We start from the raw sequence: 18,676 nt of genomic DNA on the forward strand, positions 1-18,676 counted from the left end.
GTTTTACATTATTTTTTAAGTAACTGACCGCCGATGTTTCCAACCGTTGAACCAGCTCCGGCTCCGGCAAGGTTTCCTGCTTTCATTGCTGTTGAGTTTACATTGCGGGTAAAGTTTCCTGCGCCTCCAGCTTGGATTACCCAGCCTGTTACTGTCGGGATAGTGAAGTACCCGATGATGCCGATAATCATAAAGATGATGTACACCGTATTGGAGGTGTCGGGTATATAGGTCGGGTCTGAAAGCATTGCTATATCCTTTTCCAGTATCAGCGATTGTATCCTTGCCAGCATCGAACTGAACAAATCGGAAACAGGCAACCACAGGTAAACGCTCACATACCTCGTGAGCCACTGCGTGAGCGTGGACTGAAAGCCGTCCCATACGGAAATTGCAAAGGCAATCGGTCCGAGTATGGAGAGGACTATCAGGAAAAATGTTCTTATGGTATCAATAACCAAAGCCGCCGCCTGAAAGAGTATCTCCAGTAGATTGCGAAACCAATCCTTTATGGCTTTTTCTATTTGATAAGCACCCCTGTCCATATACATACCCGCCATCGTGCCGATGTCGGAGGGCGACCAGCCCAATTCATCCAGCTTCTTGTCAAACTCTTCGTCCGATACCATATAGGCGGTTTCGGGATTTCTGACCATTGCTTCATATTCCAGTTGGTCTTTCTGCTGTTGCAGCTTGTTCAGGTCAAGCACCTGGTCTTCGAGTATGGAATGTGTTCCCGTTACAACGGGGCTTAGCACTGCATTGATAGTTCCCAATACAATGGTTGGGAAAAACATAATGCAAAGCCCCAAAGCAAACGGGCGTAACAATGGGAACATATCAATAGGTTCGGCACGGCTTAAAGCCTGCCAAACCTTTAATGCCACATAGAATAATGCACCCAATCCCGCAAGACCTTTAGCCACTGCCGCCATATCGCCTGCAAGCGGCATCATATCGTCATAAAGCGAACGCAGGAGTTCGTGAAGATTATCCCATTCCATTGTTACCAGTATTTTTGGTTAGCAGTTCCGTATAGGTCAAGCACCCTTTTGGCATCGTTTTTCTTTTTCGCTCTCAGGTAGCTTACAGAAATATTTTTGTTGGTGTAATAGCGTACAAGACTGTGGTAGTCTTTTACTTCTTTGTACACACGGTCGATGATGTCCATACGCTCTTTGTCGTTCAGCGAAAGGCTGGATGAGGTTACGATTTGCTTCAGTTCTTTCAGCAGTTCGGTACTTTCATTGAGCAATGCGGAGTAGCCGTTACCGATAGCGGTCAGCTCTTGCGGCGAGAAATTGGGGTCGTTCATCATCTTGCCGAAATTCTGCACGTACATTTCCGAAACATCGCCTACCAGCAAAACCGTTTGCTGCACCTTACGGGCATCTTTCACAAGGTTGTTGACGGCTTTCAGCTTGTCGTAATATTCCTTGCCCTGTTCGTACACTTTCTTCACTTCGTTGAAGTTCTTAACCACATTGCTTACGGTGGAAGAAGTCTGTACGATTTCATTCGCACTGTTGAGAATGCCCGATGCAAGGTTTGCGGGGTCGGTTACTACCCATTGGGCTTTTGCGGACGGTGCAACGGCAAGCATTAGTGCCGTACACACCATAAAAAGGATTTTTTTCATTTTCTTGAAATTTTAAATTGTTAATGACTATTGATTTGAATTGTCACGCCGTTGCATAGCGATATGCTTAATGGCGAGTTCCACGTTTCCGTCCAGTTCAGCAGCGAGCTGCATTACTTCCATTTTTTCGGTTTCTTCGGTGGTATAGGCGAGGTATTCCTCCAAACTAACTTCGGTGGCATAGACTGCCGAGTGCGTACCACCTAAACCAATCCAGACTTCTTTGTAAAGCCTTGATGGGTCGTTGTTCATATTGATAGAAAGTACCTGCCCTTTCTCCTTATCGGTAAGCCCCAGCATTGCCTGTATATCGTCAAACTTATTCATATACTTGCGCTGGTCTAAGAGGATTTTACAATCGGAGTTGTTGATGATACTTTCTTTCACAATGGGCGACTGGATAATATCATCGACCTCTTGCGTTACGACAATCGCTTCTCCGAAGAATTTGCGAACGGTCTTAAAGAGGTACTTGATGTATTCCGCCATTCCCTCTTTGGCAATCGCTTTCCAAGCCTCTTCAATCAGGATGAGCTTACGGATACCTTTCAGTCGGCGCATCTTGTTGATGAACACCTCCATAATGATAATCGTGACTATGGGAAAGAGGATTTTGTGGTCTTTGATGGCATCAATTTCAAACACGATAAAGCGTTTGGAAAGCAGGTCTAACTGCTTGTTTGAGTTCAGCAGGTAATCGTATTCGCCGCCTTTGTAATAAGGCTCTAATACGTTGAGGAAATTGGCAATGTCAAAGTCTTTTTCCCTTACCTGCTTTTGCTCCAATACCTTGCGGTAATCGCCTTTTACATACTCGTAGAAGCCGTTAAATGATGGGTACACGTTTTCCGTTTTGATACGCTCGATATAACCGCTAACGGCATTGGATAATGCCACTTCTTCCGAACGGGTCGGCGGTTCATCGTCCCTTTTCCAAAGCGTTAGTATCAAAGTTTTGATACTTTCACGCTTTTCAATATCGAACACGCCGTCATCGGTATAAAAAGGGTTAAAGGCAATGGGATTGTCTTCGGTATAGGTAAAATAAACCCCGTCTTCGCCTTTGGTTTTCCCCTTAATCAATTCGCACAAACCCTGATAGGAATTACCCGTATCTACCAACAGTACGTGTGCGCCCTGCTCGAAATACTGCCTTACCATATGGTTTGTGAAGAACGATTTACCCGAACCTGACGGACCAAGAATGAATTTGTTCCGGTTCGTGATAATGCCACGCTTCATTGGCAAATCTGATATATCCAAATGGATAGGCTTGCCTGTAAGCCTGTCCGCCATTTTTACCCCGAATGGGGACGGCGAATTGTGGTAATTGGTTTCTTCGGTAAAGAAGCATAAGGCTGGCTCTATGAACGTGTAAAAACTTTCCTCTGCCGGAAAGTCGCCGGCATTGCCCGGCATTCCAGCCCAATACAACGTGGCAACATCCGTAGTGTTGTGGCGTGGCTTACACTCCATCAGTGCTAACGCACTACCGCAATCATTCTTTAGCTGTTTGAGTTCGGCAGGGTCTTCCGACCACGCCATAATATTAAAATGCGCACGAACAGAGGAAAGCCCGAACGAATGTGCTTCGTTCAGGTACTTTTCTATCCACTCTTTGTTGATTTGGTTGGCACGGCTGTACCGAGCCAATGAGTGCATATTCCTTGCTGATTTTTCAAACTTTTGCAGGTTCGCTTCGCTGTTATCCAAAAACAAATACTGGTTGTAGATATGGTTGCAGCTCAACAACAACCCCACAGGTGCAGCGAACGACAAACGGCAGTCGCTACGGTCGGTAGATAGCTTTTCAAAACGTGTATCTGCCGATACCGTTCCGGGCAAATCGTCCGTATCGGACAGGGTGTGCAAAGACAACCTTTTGTTTCCGATACGGACTTCTTCAGCACCGAGTGCGATGTCCTGCATCGGCGTTCCTGCTTCCCTCGAAAGGGTAAAATACTGTTCCAGCAATCCTTGCTTTTCATTTGTACCGATGATGTCTTCTTCGCTCAATCGTTGCAGGCTCACAAAACCGCTATCGTTCACAATACGCTCAAACTGTGCTACGGCTTCCATAAAGCGATGTATCGCTTCCTTATCCCTGATTTCCTTTGGTATGAGTGTGCCTTTGCAAAGCGAACTGAAGTTGCTTTGCATACGCATACGCTCTTTGGTGGTTTTTGTCAGGAACAGGTAGCAATAGTGGTTCAGGAATGGTCGCTCGTTGAAATGGCGTTGATAAGATTTCGATAAAAAACTCTGATCTTCCTGTGCCAAATCGGGGGCGTAGCTTTCTTTGATGTACCAATCCTGTTTGTGAATGACCGTAAAATCGGGTAAGGTCTTAATCGCCTTGTGCCAAGCGGAGTGAATGGCTTCATATTCCGCAGAAGCTACCGTGAACAGTTCCGGTAAACGCACTTCAAAACAGGCGGTAATGTCCGCATCTTTGGAAAGTATGCAGTTGTTCTCTACTGCCAGCAATGGAAATTTGCTTTCCAAAGTGGAGGTCTTTGCTACATTTCTCATACGGCTTTTGGTTTAGAAGTGAATTTTAAATACCTGTGTACAGGCTTGCGGCAGATGATGTATCGAGGATGCCGTTTTCTTGCACCCACTTTCATCAGCCCGTGTTCGCCGTACTTTTGGTTCAGTGAAAAGGTCTGCCATACGATGAGCGAAGCACCCCCTGCTCCGATGAACAGGCAGATGTAAGAGTTTACGCCTGCCATATACAGTATCATCACGAGAATAAGCGTACCGAGCAGTCCGCCTGCGAAAATGAACAGGTATTGCGCTTTCAATCCTTTGAACTCTACTGTACGCCCAATGCCTTTGTTAATATTGTAACTATTCATAAGCAAAGGATTACAGGAAGAATGAACGCAGGATGGTAGCGGCAACAATCAGGAAGATACACGCACCAAACCAGCTTGCCGCAGTCTTGCTCGTGTCAGGGTCGCCGGAGCTGAATTTGTTATACACCTTAACGCCTCCGATGAGCCCAACCACCGCACCGATGGCGTAGATTAATTGGGTGGCGGGGTCGAAATAGCTTGTTACCATTTGAGTAGCTTCGTTGATACCTGCCGAACCGTTTCCCTGTGCGAACGCACCAATTCCTGACAGCATCGCCACGGCTGCCAGCAAAACTTTTTTTCTCTGTTTTTCCATAATTGAAACACATTTATTTGTTACATTTTATCCCGCACCTTGCGAGCTTTCGGGACAAATGTCTTGTGGAAAAAGAGGCGTTATAAGAAAGTGGCAGTCAAAGGAAGTGTTTGGCTGTGAGTGGCTTTGTTGGTGGGAATTTTCAGAACGAGAGTGGAAATTTTCAAATGCTTTTTATACAATTTACAGTTGGTTCAATGCAACTTTTAAATTACATTTGTACATTCGTAATAAAGTCAATTTTAATCCTTTTTGAGATGAAAATATCAGGCAGACATATTGGAGAAATGCTGAAGGAAGCCAGAGAACAAAGACAGCTAACTCAAGAACAATTAGCCCAAAAAGTGGGTAAGAAAAGGAGTTACATTTCTAAGGTTGAAACTGATTATGGCAATAATATCAAACTTCAAACCCTTAAAGAGATAGTAGAAAAGGGATTTGACGGTACAGTTAAAATTAATTTGGAACTCTGATTTGTATATGGATAAATTATTGAAGAACGCTTTTAAAATGCAAATTCAATCCAAAGAAGGATTTGAGTTCGAAGAATTTATTGATGAACTGTTTCTTTTGAAATATGGCGTTGATAACTATACGCCCATTAGAAGGAATAAGGATAAAGGCAATGACGGTACTATTTTACCCGAACAAAAAATATTGGCTTGTTACGCACCAAGAAAATATAGCAAAACTGATTTTGAAACGAAAGTTTTAGGGGCAACAAACAAAGAAGGAGATTTCGAAAAATACCAGAAAAACTGGAAAGACAAATTTCCAAATTGGGAAATGTACGTAAACCACGAAGTATCACCGGAACAATTTACGCTAATTCAGAGTTTGGACGGCGATACTTCGATTAAGGGTATAGACCAAATTCTTTCTATTGTTGATGAACTTGTATCAAGTAAAAAAAGAAAACTTGCAGCTTATTTGGGGATTGAGAACTTTTTTATACAGGACTATATTCAGGAAATTATTAATGACTTATTGAATGCTTCAAGCGAAGAAGATAAGGCTCTGCATTTCGACAGGAAATCATTAGTCCCTCCCCAAAAGAAAATCGAACTCAACTTTGAGCAGGAAGATTGGGATGGAATGAACTCGGAAATGGTACTGGTTATGGCAGAATTTAACACGATTACCAATATACTTTCGGGATATAACGATGATGAGATTAATACCCTGAAAAGAAGAGTTATAAATGATTACAATAAACTTTCAGGAAATTTCAAGGATAGATTATATAATCTAACCGACCAATATACAACAGCATATGGAAACATTAAAGATGATGAATATGTGAAGTGTGTAAAATCTATATTGCTTTATATGTTTGAGCAGTGTTTAATAGGCAGAAAAACAGAAAATGAACTATGATATTACCGCAGCCAGAAAGCAATCTTAAAACCAATCTTATGGTATTGGGAGCAGATATTATTAGTATTATGGGCAATTCCCCTTTTAAAAACAAATATACCATCGTGGATGATATAATGAATAAGTTTTTAAACAGGGATAAAGATAGAACACCCGACCTTTTTCTGTATGCTTTAACCTTTTTGCATACAATTGGCAGTATTGAGAAAAAAGGATATAAAATTAAATTGGTAAAGAAAGAAAGCCAAGAAGAAAATCAAACAAGTTTATTCGACAATGTTAATTAGAATATATTCAGAAACCAACCTTATAGATGCTGTTCCATTTCACAATGGAATAAACATCATATTGGGCAAATACTCTGGGGATAAAGAAGCACGAGGGATTAATGGTATTGGCAAATCTACGTTGGTCAGGCTTGTTGATTTTACCTTACTAAGCGGTAAAGCAGAAAAAAGATTTGCTCAAAAAAAGTATGACTTTTTACGTGAGGATGAACACACGATTACTTTAGAAATTGAAGTACAGGAACAAAAATATTTTCTCAAGAGGGGCTTTGCCGATACAAAAAAAATATTTTTCGGGAAGCGACCGGATGCTCTCGATGAATATGAAAAATCTGAAATGCCGAAATTGCTGGAAGGGATATTTTTTCCGACAGAGAACAACGAAGTATTCTTTGAGGGAAAAAGATATGGAACGTTGATGGAATTTTTTGTTAAGGATGACTTGCAAAGTCAGCAGAGAGTTGACCCTTTAAATTTTGTTTCTTATAACGCCAATGCAAGAGAAAAGGCGTTGTATAATTTTTATTTGCTTAATCTCCCGACTAAAACACTTTTAAAATATAACGAAGTTTCTTCTGAATATGAAAGATACAATAATACAGTAAAATCATTATCAGAAAAGGTTAAGGCAGATACAGGGAAAGATATTCAGGAGTTTAGAACCGAGCGGCTAAAAATCGAAAAAGATATTGTAGCACTTGAGAATAGCCTGAAAGAGTACAACTTTCTTGCTAATCACAAAGAGATAGAGCAAAAGCTAAATCAGGTTATATCTGAAATTAACGAGCAATCTGTCATCTATCATAATACAAACCGTAAATTAGAAAAACTCAAATCCTCTTACAATGATGTAACATCTATCGACCTGGACAAAATTCGTAAGCTCTACAATGAAACCGTATCTACATTTGGCAACTTTGTAAAAAAGAGTTTAGATGAAGTTATAGACTTTAAAAAACAACTTCTGGCGAATAGAAATAAATATTTATTGGAAGAAGAAAAGAAATTACAATCATCAATAGACCAAAGTTTAACACAGCTTGAAAAATTAGAAAAGAACAGGAGCCAATTATTTTCATTGCTAAAAGAGAGAGGTGCATTGGACAGGATTGAGAGTACCTACGAAAGATTAGTGAATGAAAAAACACTTTTAGAACGGAACACCTCAATTGTAAGGGAAATTGACGAAATAGAGGAAATATTAGGAAATTCCAATATTGTCATTGCAGAATTAAAGAGAGATATTGTTAGTGAACTAAATAAGCAACAAACCTATCTTGATGAGTTGAGATTATTATTTCAGCAAATTCTTGAAAATGCTATCTATTTGGATGAAGAATTTGATAATTCTTATTTTAATATCACATTAAACTCTACTTCGCCAAGAAATCAGTTGCCATTTAAAATAAGTCTGGAAATTCCAAAAGCAGATGCTTTGGGACAGGAACGTTTGAAAATTGTAGCGTATGATTTAATGGTATTCTTAAAAAGCAGGATTGATAAACGCAATATCCCTGATTTTCTTGTACACGATGGTGTATTTCACGCCATATCATACAAAACAATATCCAATGTCCTGAACTATATGTACCACAAATCGAACGAGCTGCATAACTTTCAATATATACTTACTTTCAATGAAGATGAAATTGATTTAAACGGCGATGAAAATAAGTTTGGAAAGTTTGATTTTGATTGGTCAAAACAAGTGATTGCTGAATATTCAGATACCGAACAGGAAACAATTTTTAAACGATTTTTTTAGATGGCGAACTATCAACTACCTCCTTTAAAAGATGAAAGGTTATTTGAGGAACTTACTTGTGATTTATTCAATTTTGTAGAGAATACTTCGTCATATGAGAATACAGACTTTCAGACGTTTGGTGTAAAAGGACAAAATCAGAAAGGAATTGATGTCTTTTCTACTAAAACCAAAACGGTTATTCAATGCAAATTGAAGAGCATTGGAAGAAAGGATGAAACTATCAGGAAAAATCTAATTCAGGATATAAACACCGATTTAGAAAAATCGAGGGACTTAGCTATTGATTTCGACAAATTTGTTTTTGTTTCTACCTTCCGTGACGATGTGCAAATACAGGAATACCTCAATCAAATCAGAAAAGAAAAGGAACTTCCATTTCATTTATATTATTGGGGATGGGACACCGTTACAAAGCATATTGAACAATCAGAGGCTTTGCTACATAAGTATTTTCCAAAGTTTGTAAAAAAATCCAAGCCTGTAAAAGCAAAAATTGAATTACCTGACGGAGCATTGGGGAAAGAGCTTTCTAAGAAGAACTATATTGATTATTTAAAAAAAAGATATGGCGATTGGAAACAAATTGAACTAAGTAAAAAGGGAGAAAAATTCAACTGGGCTGCTTTTACTATTTCATTATCTAAAAGATATAAAGCATCAGGAATTAATTATATTGATGTTCGGCATTTTGATGATTTAGCATCCTATCTAAAAAGCCGGATTGATTGCACAATTATGGGAAAAGTGAACAAGTCTAAAGGAATAAAAAACTATTCTGCGTTTGAAGAGTTCTCGGAAAACGGAATTTAAAAAGACAAAGGGAAGTCTATAAGAACTCCCCAATGTCAAAATTCCCCAAATCATTTTTCCGCAAGGTGGAAGAACCGGGTTCTGTTTCAGTTGAAAGGCTACTATCCAAAAGCTCGGCTATCTTTCGGGAAGCATCCGCCACAGAATTTTCCAATAGGCTGAATAGTTCGGTTCCCTGTAATTTCTGAACTATGGCTACCGCTGTTTCCTTTTGGGCTGTTTCCAATTTTTCTTTTTGGAGCAATACCCCCACGGAGCTTAGTTCTTCGAAGGTAACCCCTTGGGCAAAACCGTCATCGCCATTGGGTATTCCGTACCTGTTCCAGTCTTCTTCCTCATCTTCCAAATCAGGTATATTGCTGAAAACTTCGTCCAGTTCTTCCTGCGGAATTTGAATGCTGACGTTTTCGTTTTCGTCATATTCAATGTCTAAATTATCAAGGTTTATCTCCACTTCCTCTATTTGGCTTTCATTGGCAGTGTTTGGCACTGAATGGCTTAATTTCGGTTTAGGCTGCCCCATAATATCGGGAAGGTGCGGATTGATTTTTCCCTTTGTCGGCTTTTGCTCCGACCTTTTCTTAATGACAATCTTGTCCTGCAAAAGCAAGGCAATGACTATCAGCAGGCATATTACAATTACAATCTCCATAGCTCCAATTATTAAATGGGTTTATACTTATCGTTATAGCTCTTGGTAATCTGTTCGCCAAATTCCTGAAAGTGATAATCCAACAGGTTATCCAAATAAGCGTAAATACTAATCTTGTCTTCACCAATTACTTGTATAATACGTGTCAGCTTTTCGTGAAACTCTGGTCGGATATAGACCGTTTTCCCATCACGGGCATTGGTTTCCGACTTTTTGAAAAAGATACTTTCGTAATCGGCTTCGGTTGCCTTTTTGGTCCTGCTCTTCTCTTTAACCGCAGGCTTTTCCCTTGTCGGTTCTTCCCGCACACTTACTTTCTGCTCCGGTTCATCGGCGGTTTCTGGCGGAAGCTGTAAGCCCTCTTTTTTTACACCATCTACCATCAGGTTCATCATCAGCTCCTCGTTAATATCGGGCGTTACTTTTTTCTTATTGTCTTTCTCCATAGGACTATAATTGAATGATTTTTAAAAATTCGCTCATAAACTCGTCCAACTGGCAGGCTTTCATCAGCCGCTCATCGGGCGGCATCAGGGTTGAGCGAAATATGGTTTTGCTGTTTACTTCGCTTTCCTTGCGGAAGCGTGTGCTGTTTTTGATTTGGCTTTGCATCAGGCTTAACCCTAACTGTTCGATAAGCTGATTATATATACCGTATAGCGGGGTACTTTCCCTTCCATCCACTTGGTTCCAAAACAGGTTAATGGTTTTTATATCGGTTTCTCCTTTCTTCATAATCACGTCCTGCAAAAGCTGTGTGAAAATGAGCGTACTTTCCATTACCACACGGTCTGCCGTAATGGGCGTAAAAATGTGGTGCATTCCTGCCAGTGCTTTCAGGATGCCGGGTGTGTTCACCGTTCCGGGCAGGTCAAAGAATACCACATCAAGTGGCACTGAAGAGCTGCTTACAAATTCGTGGGCTTCTTCCAGTACGCTGTTTGCCTTGTGCTGTATTATTGGATAGGCTTTTTTGTTGATAGTGGTAAATTGTTTGTACGCCAGCTTTTTCAAAGCCTCGTTTTCCATTATCATTTTCAAATCACGGTCTTTCATTTTCATCAGGCTGTGCTGTGGAAAATCCGCATCGAATACGGCAACATTGTAGCCTAACCGGTAGTGCATTGTACTTGCAACAAGCGTAGTAAAGGTGCTTTTACCTACACCGCCTTTTTGGGATGAAAAGGCGATAAATACTGGTTTTTGTTTTTCGTTCATATTACAACTGTTTTTACTTATTTATATACTCAATTACTTATGTCCGTATCTCCGCAGGCTTCTACCTATATCATCCTGTACATAGGCATATAGGTATGTAATTACTTAGGCAGGTATGCGCTCCATTAGCGATGTACCTGAATACTTCTTTAGGATTGTATGCAGATATGCAGGTTTGCATCTGCATATCTGCCGATATGCGTACCTGCATTTTTACTTGCTCAACTATCTGTTCAGGTATGTCGGCAGGTATTTTTCTATCTCCGTACAATTGCACTTAGCTACTTTTTTAATCAGGTACTTATGTTGTTACCTGCATACTTATCTGCGCCCTTATCTCTGTTTCTATGTACAAAGAAATGCAGATAGATAGGTGCTTATTTCATTGTGGCAGTGTTTGGCGTTCAAAGGCAGTATTTGTCCGGGTATCGCATTGCAATACTCTTAATAAGAGGTAGTTACTTTGTAGAATGATTTTTATTAACGGATTTATGCAAGCATATTTTGACAAATCGGAAAAAATGGGGAACGGCATCGAGCCGTTTTTCCCTGTTACATTCAATCCGTCCCGCAGGGCGGATTTTTGTGTTCAACAGAACACGGCAAGTTGTGTTCTCAGCATCTCAAAAGTATTTTCCGATGCAGAACAACTTGCCCTTGCAGGGGGCTGGAAAACACCTTCCGAAGTCAGGGTTTTGTATAGGTTAAAAATGGATTTATTATGAACGAGAACAACAAAAGACAAGTGAGAAAACCCATTGGTCGTCCACTTAAAACAGACCCAGCGATATTCAGGTATTCGCTTTCTCTTAACGAAGAGGAAAACGCCAAGTTTCTTGCCCTGTTTGACCAGTCGAATATGGATGTAAAGGCACACTTTATCAAATCCCGCATCTTTGACAAGACGATAAAGACCATTCAGATTGACAAAGGAACGGTTGATTTTTATATGCGGCTGACCTCTTTTCACAGCCAGTTCCGCAACGTTGGCGTGAATTACAACCAGATTATTAAGCTGCTTTACAAGAATTTTTCACAGAAAAAAGCATCGGCTTACCTCTTTAAGCTGGAAAAACAGACGGCTGAAATGGCGATGTTATGTAGAAAAATCATTGAACTGACCGAAGAATTTGAAGCAAAATACCTCAAAAACCATTCTAAAAAGTGATAGCAAAAATCGGTAGGAGCGGAAATTTATATGGTGCATTGGCATACAATAACCTGAAAATTGAAAAAGAAAACGGACAAATTCTGTTTGCCAATAAGATGATTGAAACCGCAAGCGGTCAATATACGGTTGCGCAATTAGCCCAATCTTTCGCTCCTTATCTGATAGCCAACCGCAATACCGAGAAACATACGCTGCATATTTCGCTCAATCCCGACCCGAAAGACATCGTAAATGATGATAAATTTCGGGAAATGGCACAGCAGTATATGCGGGAAATGGGTTACGGCGAGCAGCCTTTTATTGTATTCAAGCATACTGATATTGACCGCAGCCACATTCACATCGTATCGGTATGTGTGGACGAGCAGGGCAAAAAGATTTCGGACAAATTTGAGAAAATGCGGTCGATGAATGTATGCCGGGAACTGGAAAAACAATATCATTTAATACCGGCTACGGACAAAGAACGTAACCAGACTGATAAGGTTTTCCGTCCGGTAGATTATCGGGCGGGCGATGTAAAAAGCCAAATAGCTTCGGTCGTTCGCCACCTGCCGAACTACTACCAATACCAAACTTTGGGCGAATACAATGCCCTGCTTTCCCTGTTCAATATTACCACCGAGAAAATAGAGGGCGAATTACAAGGAAAAATGCAGCAGGGCTTATTATATATTCCGTTGAATGAAAAAGGCGAAAGAGCCGGGCATCCGTTCAAGGCTTCCTTGTTTGGCAAGAGCGCAGGGCTTCCGGCTTTGGAATTGCATTTTGCGAAATGCAAAACGGCATTGAAAGACAATCCTACCAAGCAGACCCTAAAATCTGCCGTTACCATAGCCCTGAAAACCACAAGCGATGAACAGGCATTTAAAAAGCAGTTAGGAGAACAGGGCATTAACATAGTAGTGCGCCGGAATGATACAGGACGTATTTACGGTATCACTTTTATTGACCACAATTCCAAAACGGTTTGGAACGGTTCACGTTTAGCAACAGAGCTTTCTGCCAATACCTTTAATGATTACTGGAATAACAACATTAAGCCGGAGATAAAAGAGCCTGATAAGCTAATACCGAAAATAGCAAGGACAAATGATGCAGATCTTCCTGCGGAAGAACCCCACCATTTGTTTGATTTTGTTACTACCGATAAAAATGAAGACGGGTTGGTTGAAGCGTTGGGCGGTTTGCTCATTCCCGAAGCACAGGGCGAGGATTACGAGGAACAGGATTTTGCCAATAGAATGAAAAAGAAAAGGAAGCGCAAACGAGGTCAGTAACAGGTTTTTCTTTGCCTATTATGTAGAAACTTTCAGCCCCAACGCATAGCTCCAATGCAAAATCTTAGGTGCAGTAGGTGTTTTGAATTGATAAATACCGTAGATGTATAATGCGGAAAGTACAAACGCTCCCCAGCTTAGCCCGATACACCATATACTATCTCGTTCTGTCACGCTGAACATACCAGCTACTATTGATTTTATAATGAATGCAGGAACAATGCAGCATAATAAAACACAGATAGCCCACGGTAATATCCATAGCCTCTGGTTCTTTCTCCGTAATCCTATAATAGTTCCTTTCAAAAAATAAACGATGCAGAAGATGAGGTAGGCAAATAATAGGGAGAATGCCCAAATCTTAAAGTTATCAGTTTCTTTGCCCCACAATTTTTGCGACAGCAAAAACCCGGCGTAAAAGAACACGCCGAAAATAGCCGCTATTTTTAAGCCGAAAAGAAAAAACTTTATTATCCCAGACATTAATCCGGTGGCAGCTTGGCTTTCACCTCTTTTCCGAATTTCATATTCTTCTTCAGTTTCTCCGGGATAAGCATCAGGATTATTCCAATTCATAGCATTCCTCTTTTAAATCTTGCTTGTTCCAACAGACGAGAATAGCAAAATGGTTTTCACGAGTATAAATTTAAAAAAAATCATTGGATTACCTGAACGGTATTGAAGGCTTTATAGCCTCTTAATGCCAAACACTGCCATTCACTGCCACATTCTTATAGCCACACAACACAGCTTCTAAATTCACGCCCGAACATTTAAAATTTTACAAAAATGCAGGGAGAAGACGATTTAAGAGGACTTGCCAAGATAATGGCTTTTATGCGGGCAGTAAGCATCATCATAGTGCTGATGCACCTTTATTGGTTCTGCTACGGTTTCTTTATAGAGCGTGGCTGGACATTGGAGTTAATCAATAAAATATTAGGCAACTTTCAGCGAACGGCAGGGCTGTTTTCGCATACCTTATATACCAAAGTCTTCGCTTTGGTTTTGTTGGCTTTGAGCTGTTTGGGAACAAAGGGCGTTAAAGATGAGAAGATAACCTGGTCTAAAATCTATGTGGCTTTAGCAATCGGTATTATCCTGTTCTTTCTGAATTTCCCTTTACTAAAGCTACCGTTATTAATCGCTACATTTCTGTATATCTTAACCACAGGTTTAGGGTATATCGCCTTAATGGTCGCTGGCGTTTGGATGAGCCGTTTGCTTCGCAACAACCTGATGGACGATGTTTTCAACAACGAGAACGAGAGCTTTCAGCAGGAAACCAAGTTGATGGAAAACGAATACTCTGTCAATCTTCCCACGAAGTTTTATTACAAAGGAAAATGGAACAACGGCTGGATTAACATCGTCAATCCATTCAGGGCATCAATTGTGTTAGGCACTCCGGGTTCGGGTAAATCGTATGCGATTGTAAATAACTACATCAAGCAGCAGATAGAGAAAGGTTTCAGTATGTACATATACGATTTCAAGTTTGACGACCTTTCTACCATTGCCTACAATCATTTACTGAAGCACAGGGACAAGTACAAAGTACAGCCAAAATTTTACGTGATAAATTTTGACGACCCACGCAAGAGCCATCGTTGCAATCCACTCAATCCCGATTTTATGACCGACATATCCGATGCTTACGAAGCGGCTTATACCATAATGCTAAACCTCAACCGAAGCTGGATACAGAAGCAGGGCGATTTCTTCGTAGAAAGCCCAATTATCTTATTGGCTGCCATTATTTGGTATCTGAAAATCTACGAGAATGGTAAGTATTGTACGTTCCCACACGCCATTGAATTGCTGAATAAAAAGTATTCGGACGTGTTCACGATTTTAACCTCTTACCCCGATTTGGAAAATTATTTGTCGCCCTTTATGGATGCGTGGCAAGGCGGCGCACAAGACCAGTTACAGGGACAAATTGCATCGGCAAAAATTCCTTTATCAAGAATGATTTCGCCGAGCCTTTATTGGGTGATGACAGGCGATGATTTCACGCTCGACATCAACAATCCGAAAGAGCCGAAAATTTTATGTGTAGGCAATAACCCCGACCGTCAAAATATCTACTCCGCAGCATTGGGCTTATACAATTCAAGAATTGTAAAGCTCATCAACAAAAAAGGACAGCTTAAAAGTTCGGTTATCATAGACGAATTGCCCACCATTTATTTTCGGGGACTGGACAATCTTATCGCAACGGCGAGAAGTAATAAGGTAGCGGTTTGCTTGGGCTTTCAGGATTTTTCGCAATTGACGAGGGATTACGGCGATAAAGAAAGCAAGGTAATACAGAATACCGTAGGCAATATTTTTAGTGGTCAGGTGGTTGGAGAAACGGCAAAGAGCCTATCAGAACGCTTTGGTAAAGTGTTGCAGAAACGCCAAAGTATGACGATTAACCGCAACGATAAATCTACCTCTATCTCCACACAGTTAGACAGCCTTATTCCCGCTTCCAAAATCTCAACTTTAACGCAAGGGATGTTTGTCGGTTCTGTATCAGATAACTTTGATGAACGTATCGAGCAAAAGATTTTTCACGCCGAAATTGTGGTAGATAATGAAAAGGTAGCAGCAGAAAGCAAAGCCTATCAAAAGATACCGCAAATCTTATCTTTTGTAAATGAGCAGGGCGAGGATAAAATGAAGCAGGAAATTGAAAGCAATTACAAACAGATAAAATCTGATATACTGAATATTGTAGTCAGCGAAATGGAGCGTATCAAGAACGACCCGAACTTACAGCATTTGGTGCAGGAACAATAGCCGAATAGTGAAAGTTCTTTAAATGTTTTGGCAACAATCGCAAGAAATGCAAACTACTTCCCTCGTTTTGTAAAGTGTATGCAATGTAAACATTCAATCTTTGCCTTAGTAAATTATTAGAAGTGCGGGGACAGCACTATAATCACTGTCGAAAATAATATGAAAGGTAAAATTGTAATGTTAAGTGCGGCTTCTGTTCTTACACTTGGAGCGGCATTGCACGTAGGACACCAACCACCTGCTGACGGTATTTGCCCTTTGGGAAAAATCATTCACGGCAAACAATCGAGAGTTGCCGAAAGCAACAAAAAGGCGATTGAGTTTAATGCCGCAACTGAAAAACTTGTTGTTAAAAAATGATGAACGCAGTTACAGCAAAGAGTAACAATATAAGGTTGCTCTTTGCTTTTTTTAATTTAATCAGCTTACATATAAAATTATGTTTCACTTACATTTAGCAGGTCTTTTGACCTTTGAATTATTGACGTTGATTGCAGCCGTTTTTTTGAGGATTTACATAGACAGGCATTCGCTTGGAAAATGGTATCGCCATTTCAGTAAAGTCGTTCTTGTGATGCTTCACCTCATCCTTGTTGCAACCATTGTTCACGGCATTATTCATCATTTTCATTCAGGGCATCATACACCGCCACACCACAACGGAATGGAGCAGCACTCAAACCATTAGCCTGTATTTTGATTACCTTTGTAAGCGATGTTTGATATTTCAACGGAACATAAAAAGAAAATCAATGCAGTTATCAACTTCATTCAGCAAAACCCGCAAGAGGAGCTTTCGTTAGCACAACTTGCGGGCATCGCTAATTATTCGCCTTTTCATTTCCAAAAAATATTTAAGCAGGTAACTGGCGAAAGCCCGAAACAGTTTATCATAAAGGTAAGAATGATAAATGTTGCCCATTATTTGCTCACACATACGCACAAATCCATTACCGAAATTGCACTGGATAACGGTTTTGCTTCATCTTCTACATTTGCAAGGAGCTTTAGGAATTTCTTTGGTATTTCGGCAGAGGAATTGCGGAACATTCCGTCAAAAGACCACACGACTATTACAAAGTACCTGAAGCATATAAAAATCAATGGGAACTTTTTCGTAAATGATAATAACGGCAGGGAAAAGGATTTGAGCATTGAAATAAAAAAAGCCCAATCGCTTAAAGTCATTTTTGTAAATGCACCTTTAACAGACATCGGAGAAATTCATAAGAGTTTCAAAAGAGTTATTCAGTTTGCAGAGGCAAGGGATTTACTGACTGTGAACACGCAATTTGTCGGCATTGTCAATCCACACGCAGGCATATATCAGGCAGGAATAACGTTACAGGCACATCAGGAGATACCCAAAGGCATTGATATACTAAACATTGACGGCGGAAAGTTTGCCGTATGTGGCATTACAGGCGATACAAAACAAATATTCCATACTTTTCACAGCTTATACGAATGGCTGCATCAAAGCCCTTACAGGATTAAACAACCTTTTGCATTTGAGATTTTACCGCAAAGCCCGCTGACAAATCCTTACGAAAATATGGAGAGAGCAATCCATATTCCTGTTGAGCCTGTGTAAAAGGCTTTTTAAATTTAAGCATCTGCCATTGTAATATTTTATTGGGGGCTAAATTCATTTTTTTGCACCGAATTATTACCAAATGAACTTATTTGTATATCTTTGCCATAATGTTGCGTAAATATATTGCCATATTGTTTTTAATTGCTGCCCAATTAGTTATTTTGGGGCACGGCATTGTATCGCACCACCACCACGCAGATATTGCCAATGACGGGCATCAGAATGGCAACAATCATCATAACAATAGTAAAGAAACACCTTTAGAGCTTGCCTTTTCGGGTTTTATACACGCTGGCGAACACGTATCTTTTACTAATTCAAGCGAAACCAGAATTGTTATTTCAAAGGATGATGTAAAATCAATCAAGGCTTTACCGATTGATTTCATTCCGCCTGTTGAATATATAGTTGTCTATCAGAAACACACGTTTCCACCTGATGGACACTTTATTTATTTACCACCGCTCCTCGGAGCATACACCCTTCGGGGACCTCCCTCTTTCATCGTTGCTTAACTTTCATTCTCTGAAAGTTAAAATTTGAGTTACGCCCAATCCTACGGGCGAATTATTTCTTTTTTAATATCAAATTTATTTTAACGATGAAAAAATCATTCATTATAGCGGCATTTGCTGCACTTGCGTTTACAGCTTGCAATAACAGCGAAAAATCTTCTTCGGATAATTCAAATTCAGAACAGGAACTAACAGCTCCGGCAGTCAATCAGGACAGCATTGACAAGGCTCACGGTCATTCCCACGACCCTGCGGGTAATCATACACCTGCTGACAGCACAGATAAATCTGCTGCGCAGCCTAAAGTTAATCAGGACAGCATAGACAAAGCTCACGGACACAAGCATTAATCCTTTTGGGGATTACGCTTAATCCGTGTGCATAATTGATTTCAC

The 18,676-nt window shown here is 40.3% G+C and carries 22 protein-coding genes; 13 read left to right on the forward strand and 9 right to left on the reverse strand.

Annotated features, from left to right (window positions below; genetic code table 11):
* Positions 1-8 precede the first annotated feature (8 nt).
* Genes traJ through ACF3OC_RS03760 form a run of 5 tightly spaced genes read right to left on the reverse strand, consistent with a single transcriptional unit; the run spans position 9 to position 4,816 of the window.
* Positions 9-1,004 (reverse strand): conjugative transposon protein TraJ, encoded by a 996-nt coding sequence (gene traJ / locus ACF3OC_RS03740; protein WP_002996010.1) that lies wholly within the window; start codon positions 1,002-1,004, stop codon positions 9-11.
* A 2-nt stretch (positions 1,005-1,006) separates the two neighbouring features.
* Positions 1,007-1,639 carry a DUF4141 domain-containing protein gene (locus ACF3OC_RS03745; RefSeq protein ID WP_002996013.1) on the reverse strand — a complete coding sequence of 211 codons (633 nt, stop codon included), beginning with the start codon at positions 1,637-1,639 and terminating at the stop codon, positions 1,007-1,009.
* Between the two features lie 27 nt (positions 1,640-1,666).
* Positions 1,667-4,171 (reverse strand): TraG family conjugative transposon ATPase, encoded by a 2,505-nt coding sequence (locus ACF3OC_RS03750; RefSeq protein ID WP_024567749.1) that lies wholly within the window; start codon positions 4,169-4,171, stop codon positions 1,667-1,669.
* Positions 4,168-4,500, reverse strand: a complete 333-nt coding sequence (locus ACF3OC_RS03755; RefSeq protein ID WP_002996016.1) for a DUF4133 domain-containing protein — start codon at positions 4,498-4,500, stop codon at positions 4,168-4,170. Before ACF3OC_RS03755 ends, ACF3OC_RS03750 begins: the two co-directional genes overlap by 4 nt.
* 10 nt (positions 4,501-4,510) lie before the next feature.
* A complete protein-coding gene (locus ACF3OC_RS03760; RefSeq protein ID WP_002979435.1) occupies positions 4,511-4,816 on the reverse strand; it encodes a DUF4134 domain-containing protein in 306 nt (101 codons plus the stop codon).
* Positions 4,817-5,073: 257 nt separating this feature from the next.
* Between ACF3OC_RS03760 and ACF3OC_RS03765 the strand changes: the two genes are divergently transcribed.
* Genes ACF3OC_RS03765 through ACF3OC_RS03785 form a run of 5 tightly spaced genes read left to right on the forward strand, consistent with a single transcriptional unit; the run spans position 5,074 to position 9,058 of the window.
* Positions 5,074-5,289 (forward strand): helix-turn-helix domain-containing protein, encoded by a 216-nt coding sequence (locus tag ACF3OC_RS03765; RefSeq protein ID WP_109570615.1) that lies wholly within the window; start codon positions 5,074-5,076, stop codon positions 5,287-5,289.
* A gap of 7 nt (positions 5,290-5,296) precedes the next feature.
* The gene (locus tag ACF3OC_RS03770; RefSeq protein WP_002996021.1) at positions 5,297-6,193 is read left to right on the forward strand and encodes a hypothetical protein; all 897 of its coding nucleotides are present in this window, start codon (positions 5,297-5,299) and stop codon (positions 6,191-6,193) included.
* A complete protein-coding gene (locus tag ACF3OC_RS03775) occupies positions 6,190-6,480 on the forward strand; it encodes a hypothetical protein (protein WP_002996022.1) in 291 nt (96 codons plus the stop codon). The genes ACF3OC_RS03770 and ACF3OC_RS03775 overlap by 4 nt, the downstream gene beginning before the upstream one ends.
* The gene (locus ACF3OC_RS03780) at positions 6,470-8,245 is read left to right on the forward strand and encodes a DUF2326 domain-containing protein (protein WP_002996024.1); all 1,776 of its coding nucleotides are present in this window, start codon (positions 6,470-6,472) and stop codon (positions 8,243-8,245) included. Before ACF3OC_RS03775 ends, ACF3OC_RS03780 begins: the two co-directional genes overlap by 11 nt.
* The gene (locus tag ACF3OC_RS03785) at positions 8,246-9,058 is read left to right on the forward strand and encodes a hypothetical protein (protein ID WP_002996025.1); all 813 of its coding nucleotides are present in this window, start codon (positions 8,246-8,248) and stop codon (positions 9,056-9,058) included.
* Between the two features lie 16 nt (positions 9,059-9,074).
* Here the strand turns inward: ACF3OC_RS03785 and ACF3OC_RS03790 are convergent, their stop codons facing one another.
* From ACF3OC_RS03790 to ACF3OC_RS03800, 3 genes are read right to left on the reverse strand one after another with little or no spacing between them, the layout of a single operon-like run.
* Positions 9,075-9,710, reverse strand: coding sequence for a hypothetical protein (locus ACF3OC_RS03790; RefSeq protein WP_002996027.1), 636 nt, complete (start codon positions 9,708-9,710; stop codon positions 9,075-9,077).
* Between the two features lie 11 nt (positions 9,711-9,721).
* A complete protein-coding gene (locus ACF3OC_RS03795) occupies positions 9,722-10,156 on the reverse strand; it encodes a DUF3408 domain-containing protein (RefSeq protein ID WP_002996029.1) in 435 nt (144 codons plus the stop codon).
* 4 nt (positions 10,157-10,160) lie between these two features.
* Positions 10,161-10,928 (reverse strand): ParA family protein, encoded by a 768-nt coding sequence (locus ACF3OC_RS03800; protein ID WP_024567747.1) that lies wholly within the window; start codon positions 10,926-10,928, stop codon positions 10,161-10,163.
* Between the two features lie 491 nt (positions 10,929-11,419).
* Between ACF3OC_RS03800 and ACF3OC_RS03805 the strand changes: the two genes are divergently transcribed.
* Genes ACF3OC_RS03805 through mobB form a run of 3 tightly spaced genes read left to right on the forward strand, consistent with a single transcriptional unit; the run spans position 11,420 to position 13,379 of the window.
* Positions 11,420-11,653, forward strand: a complete 234-nt coding sequence (locus ACF3OC_RS03805) for a hypothetical protein (protein WP_138944202.1) — start codon at positions 11,420-11,422, stop codon at positions 11,651-11,653.
* Complete coding sequence (gene mobA, locus ACF3OC_RS03810) at positions 11,650-12,096, forward strand: conjugal transfer protein MobA (protein ID WP_002996037.1); 447 nt, start codon at positions 11,650-11,652, stop codon at positions 12,094-12,096. Before ACF3OC_RS03805 ends, mobA begins: the two co-directional genes overlap by 4 nt.
* Positions 12,093-13,379 (forward strand): conjugal transfer protein MobB, encoded by a 1,287-nt coding sequence (gene mobB, locus ACF3OC_RS03815; RefSeq protein WP_024567746.1) that lies wholly within the window; start codon positions 12,093-12,095, stop codon positions 13,377-13,379. The genes mobA and mobB overlap by 4 nt, the downstream gene beginning before the upstream one ends.
* 18 nt (positions 13,380-13,397) lie before the next feature.
* On the opposite strand, the gene ACF3OC_RS03820 is transcribed toward mobB, so the two are convergent.
* Entirely contained in the window at positions 13,398-13,955 is a 558-nt protein-coding gene (locus tag ACF3OC_RS03820) for a hypothetical protein (protein ID WP_024567745.1), read from the reverse strand.
* A 213-nt stretch (positions 13,956-14,168) separates the two neighbouring features.
* Between ACF3OC_RS03820 and mobC the strand changes: the two genes are divergently transcribed.
* The 5 genes from mobC (at position 14,169) to ACF3OC_RS03845 (ending at position 18,631) form a co-directional block, all read left to right on the forward strand.
* Positions 14,169-16,169, forward strand: coding sequence for a conjugal transfer protein MobC (gene mobC / locus ACF3OC_RS03825; RefSeq protein WP_024567744.1), 2,001 nt, complete (start codon positions 14,169-14,171; stop codon positions 16,167-16,169).
* A gap of 159 nt (positions 16,170-16,328) precedes the next feature.
* Positions 16,329-16,529, forward strand: a complete 201-nt coding sequence (locus ACF3OC_RS03830; RefSeq protein WP_024567743.1) for a hypothetical protein — start codon at positions 16,329-16,331, stop codon at positions 16,527-16,529.
* A gap of 355 nt (positions 16,530-16,884) precedes the next feature.
* Positions 16,885-17,763, forward strand: coding sequence for a helix-turn-helix domain-containing protein (locus ACF3OC_RS03835; RefSeq protein ID WP_024567742.1), 879 nt, complete (start codon positions 16,885-16,887; stop codon positions 17,761-17,763).
* A 110-nt stretch (positions 17,764-17,873) separates the two neighbouring features.
* On the forward strand, positions 17,874-18,281 hold the full coding sequence (locus ACF3OC_RS03840; protein WP_024567741.1) for a hypothetical protein: 408 nt from the start codon (positions 17,874-17,876) through the stop codon (positions 18,279-18,281).
* Between the two features lie 86 nt (positions 18,282-18,367).
* On the forward strand, positions 18,368-18,631 hold the full coding sequence (locus ACF3OC_RS03845; protein ID WP_024567740.1) for a hypothetical protein: 264 nt from the start codon (positions 18,368-18,370) through the stop codon (positions 18,629-18,631).
* Positions 18,632-18,676 lie beyond the last annotated feature (45 nt).

This window comes from Sphingobacterium cellulitidis, assembly GCF_043187465.1.
GTDB lineage: Bacteria > Bacteroidota > Bacteroidia > Sphingobacteriales > Sphingobacteriaceae > Sphingobacterium > Sphingobacterium cellulitidis.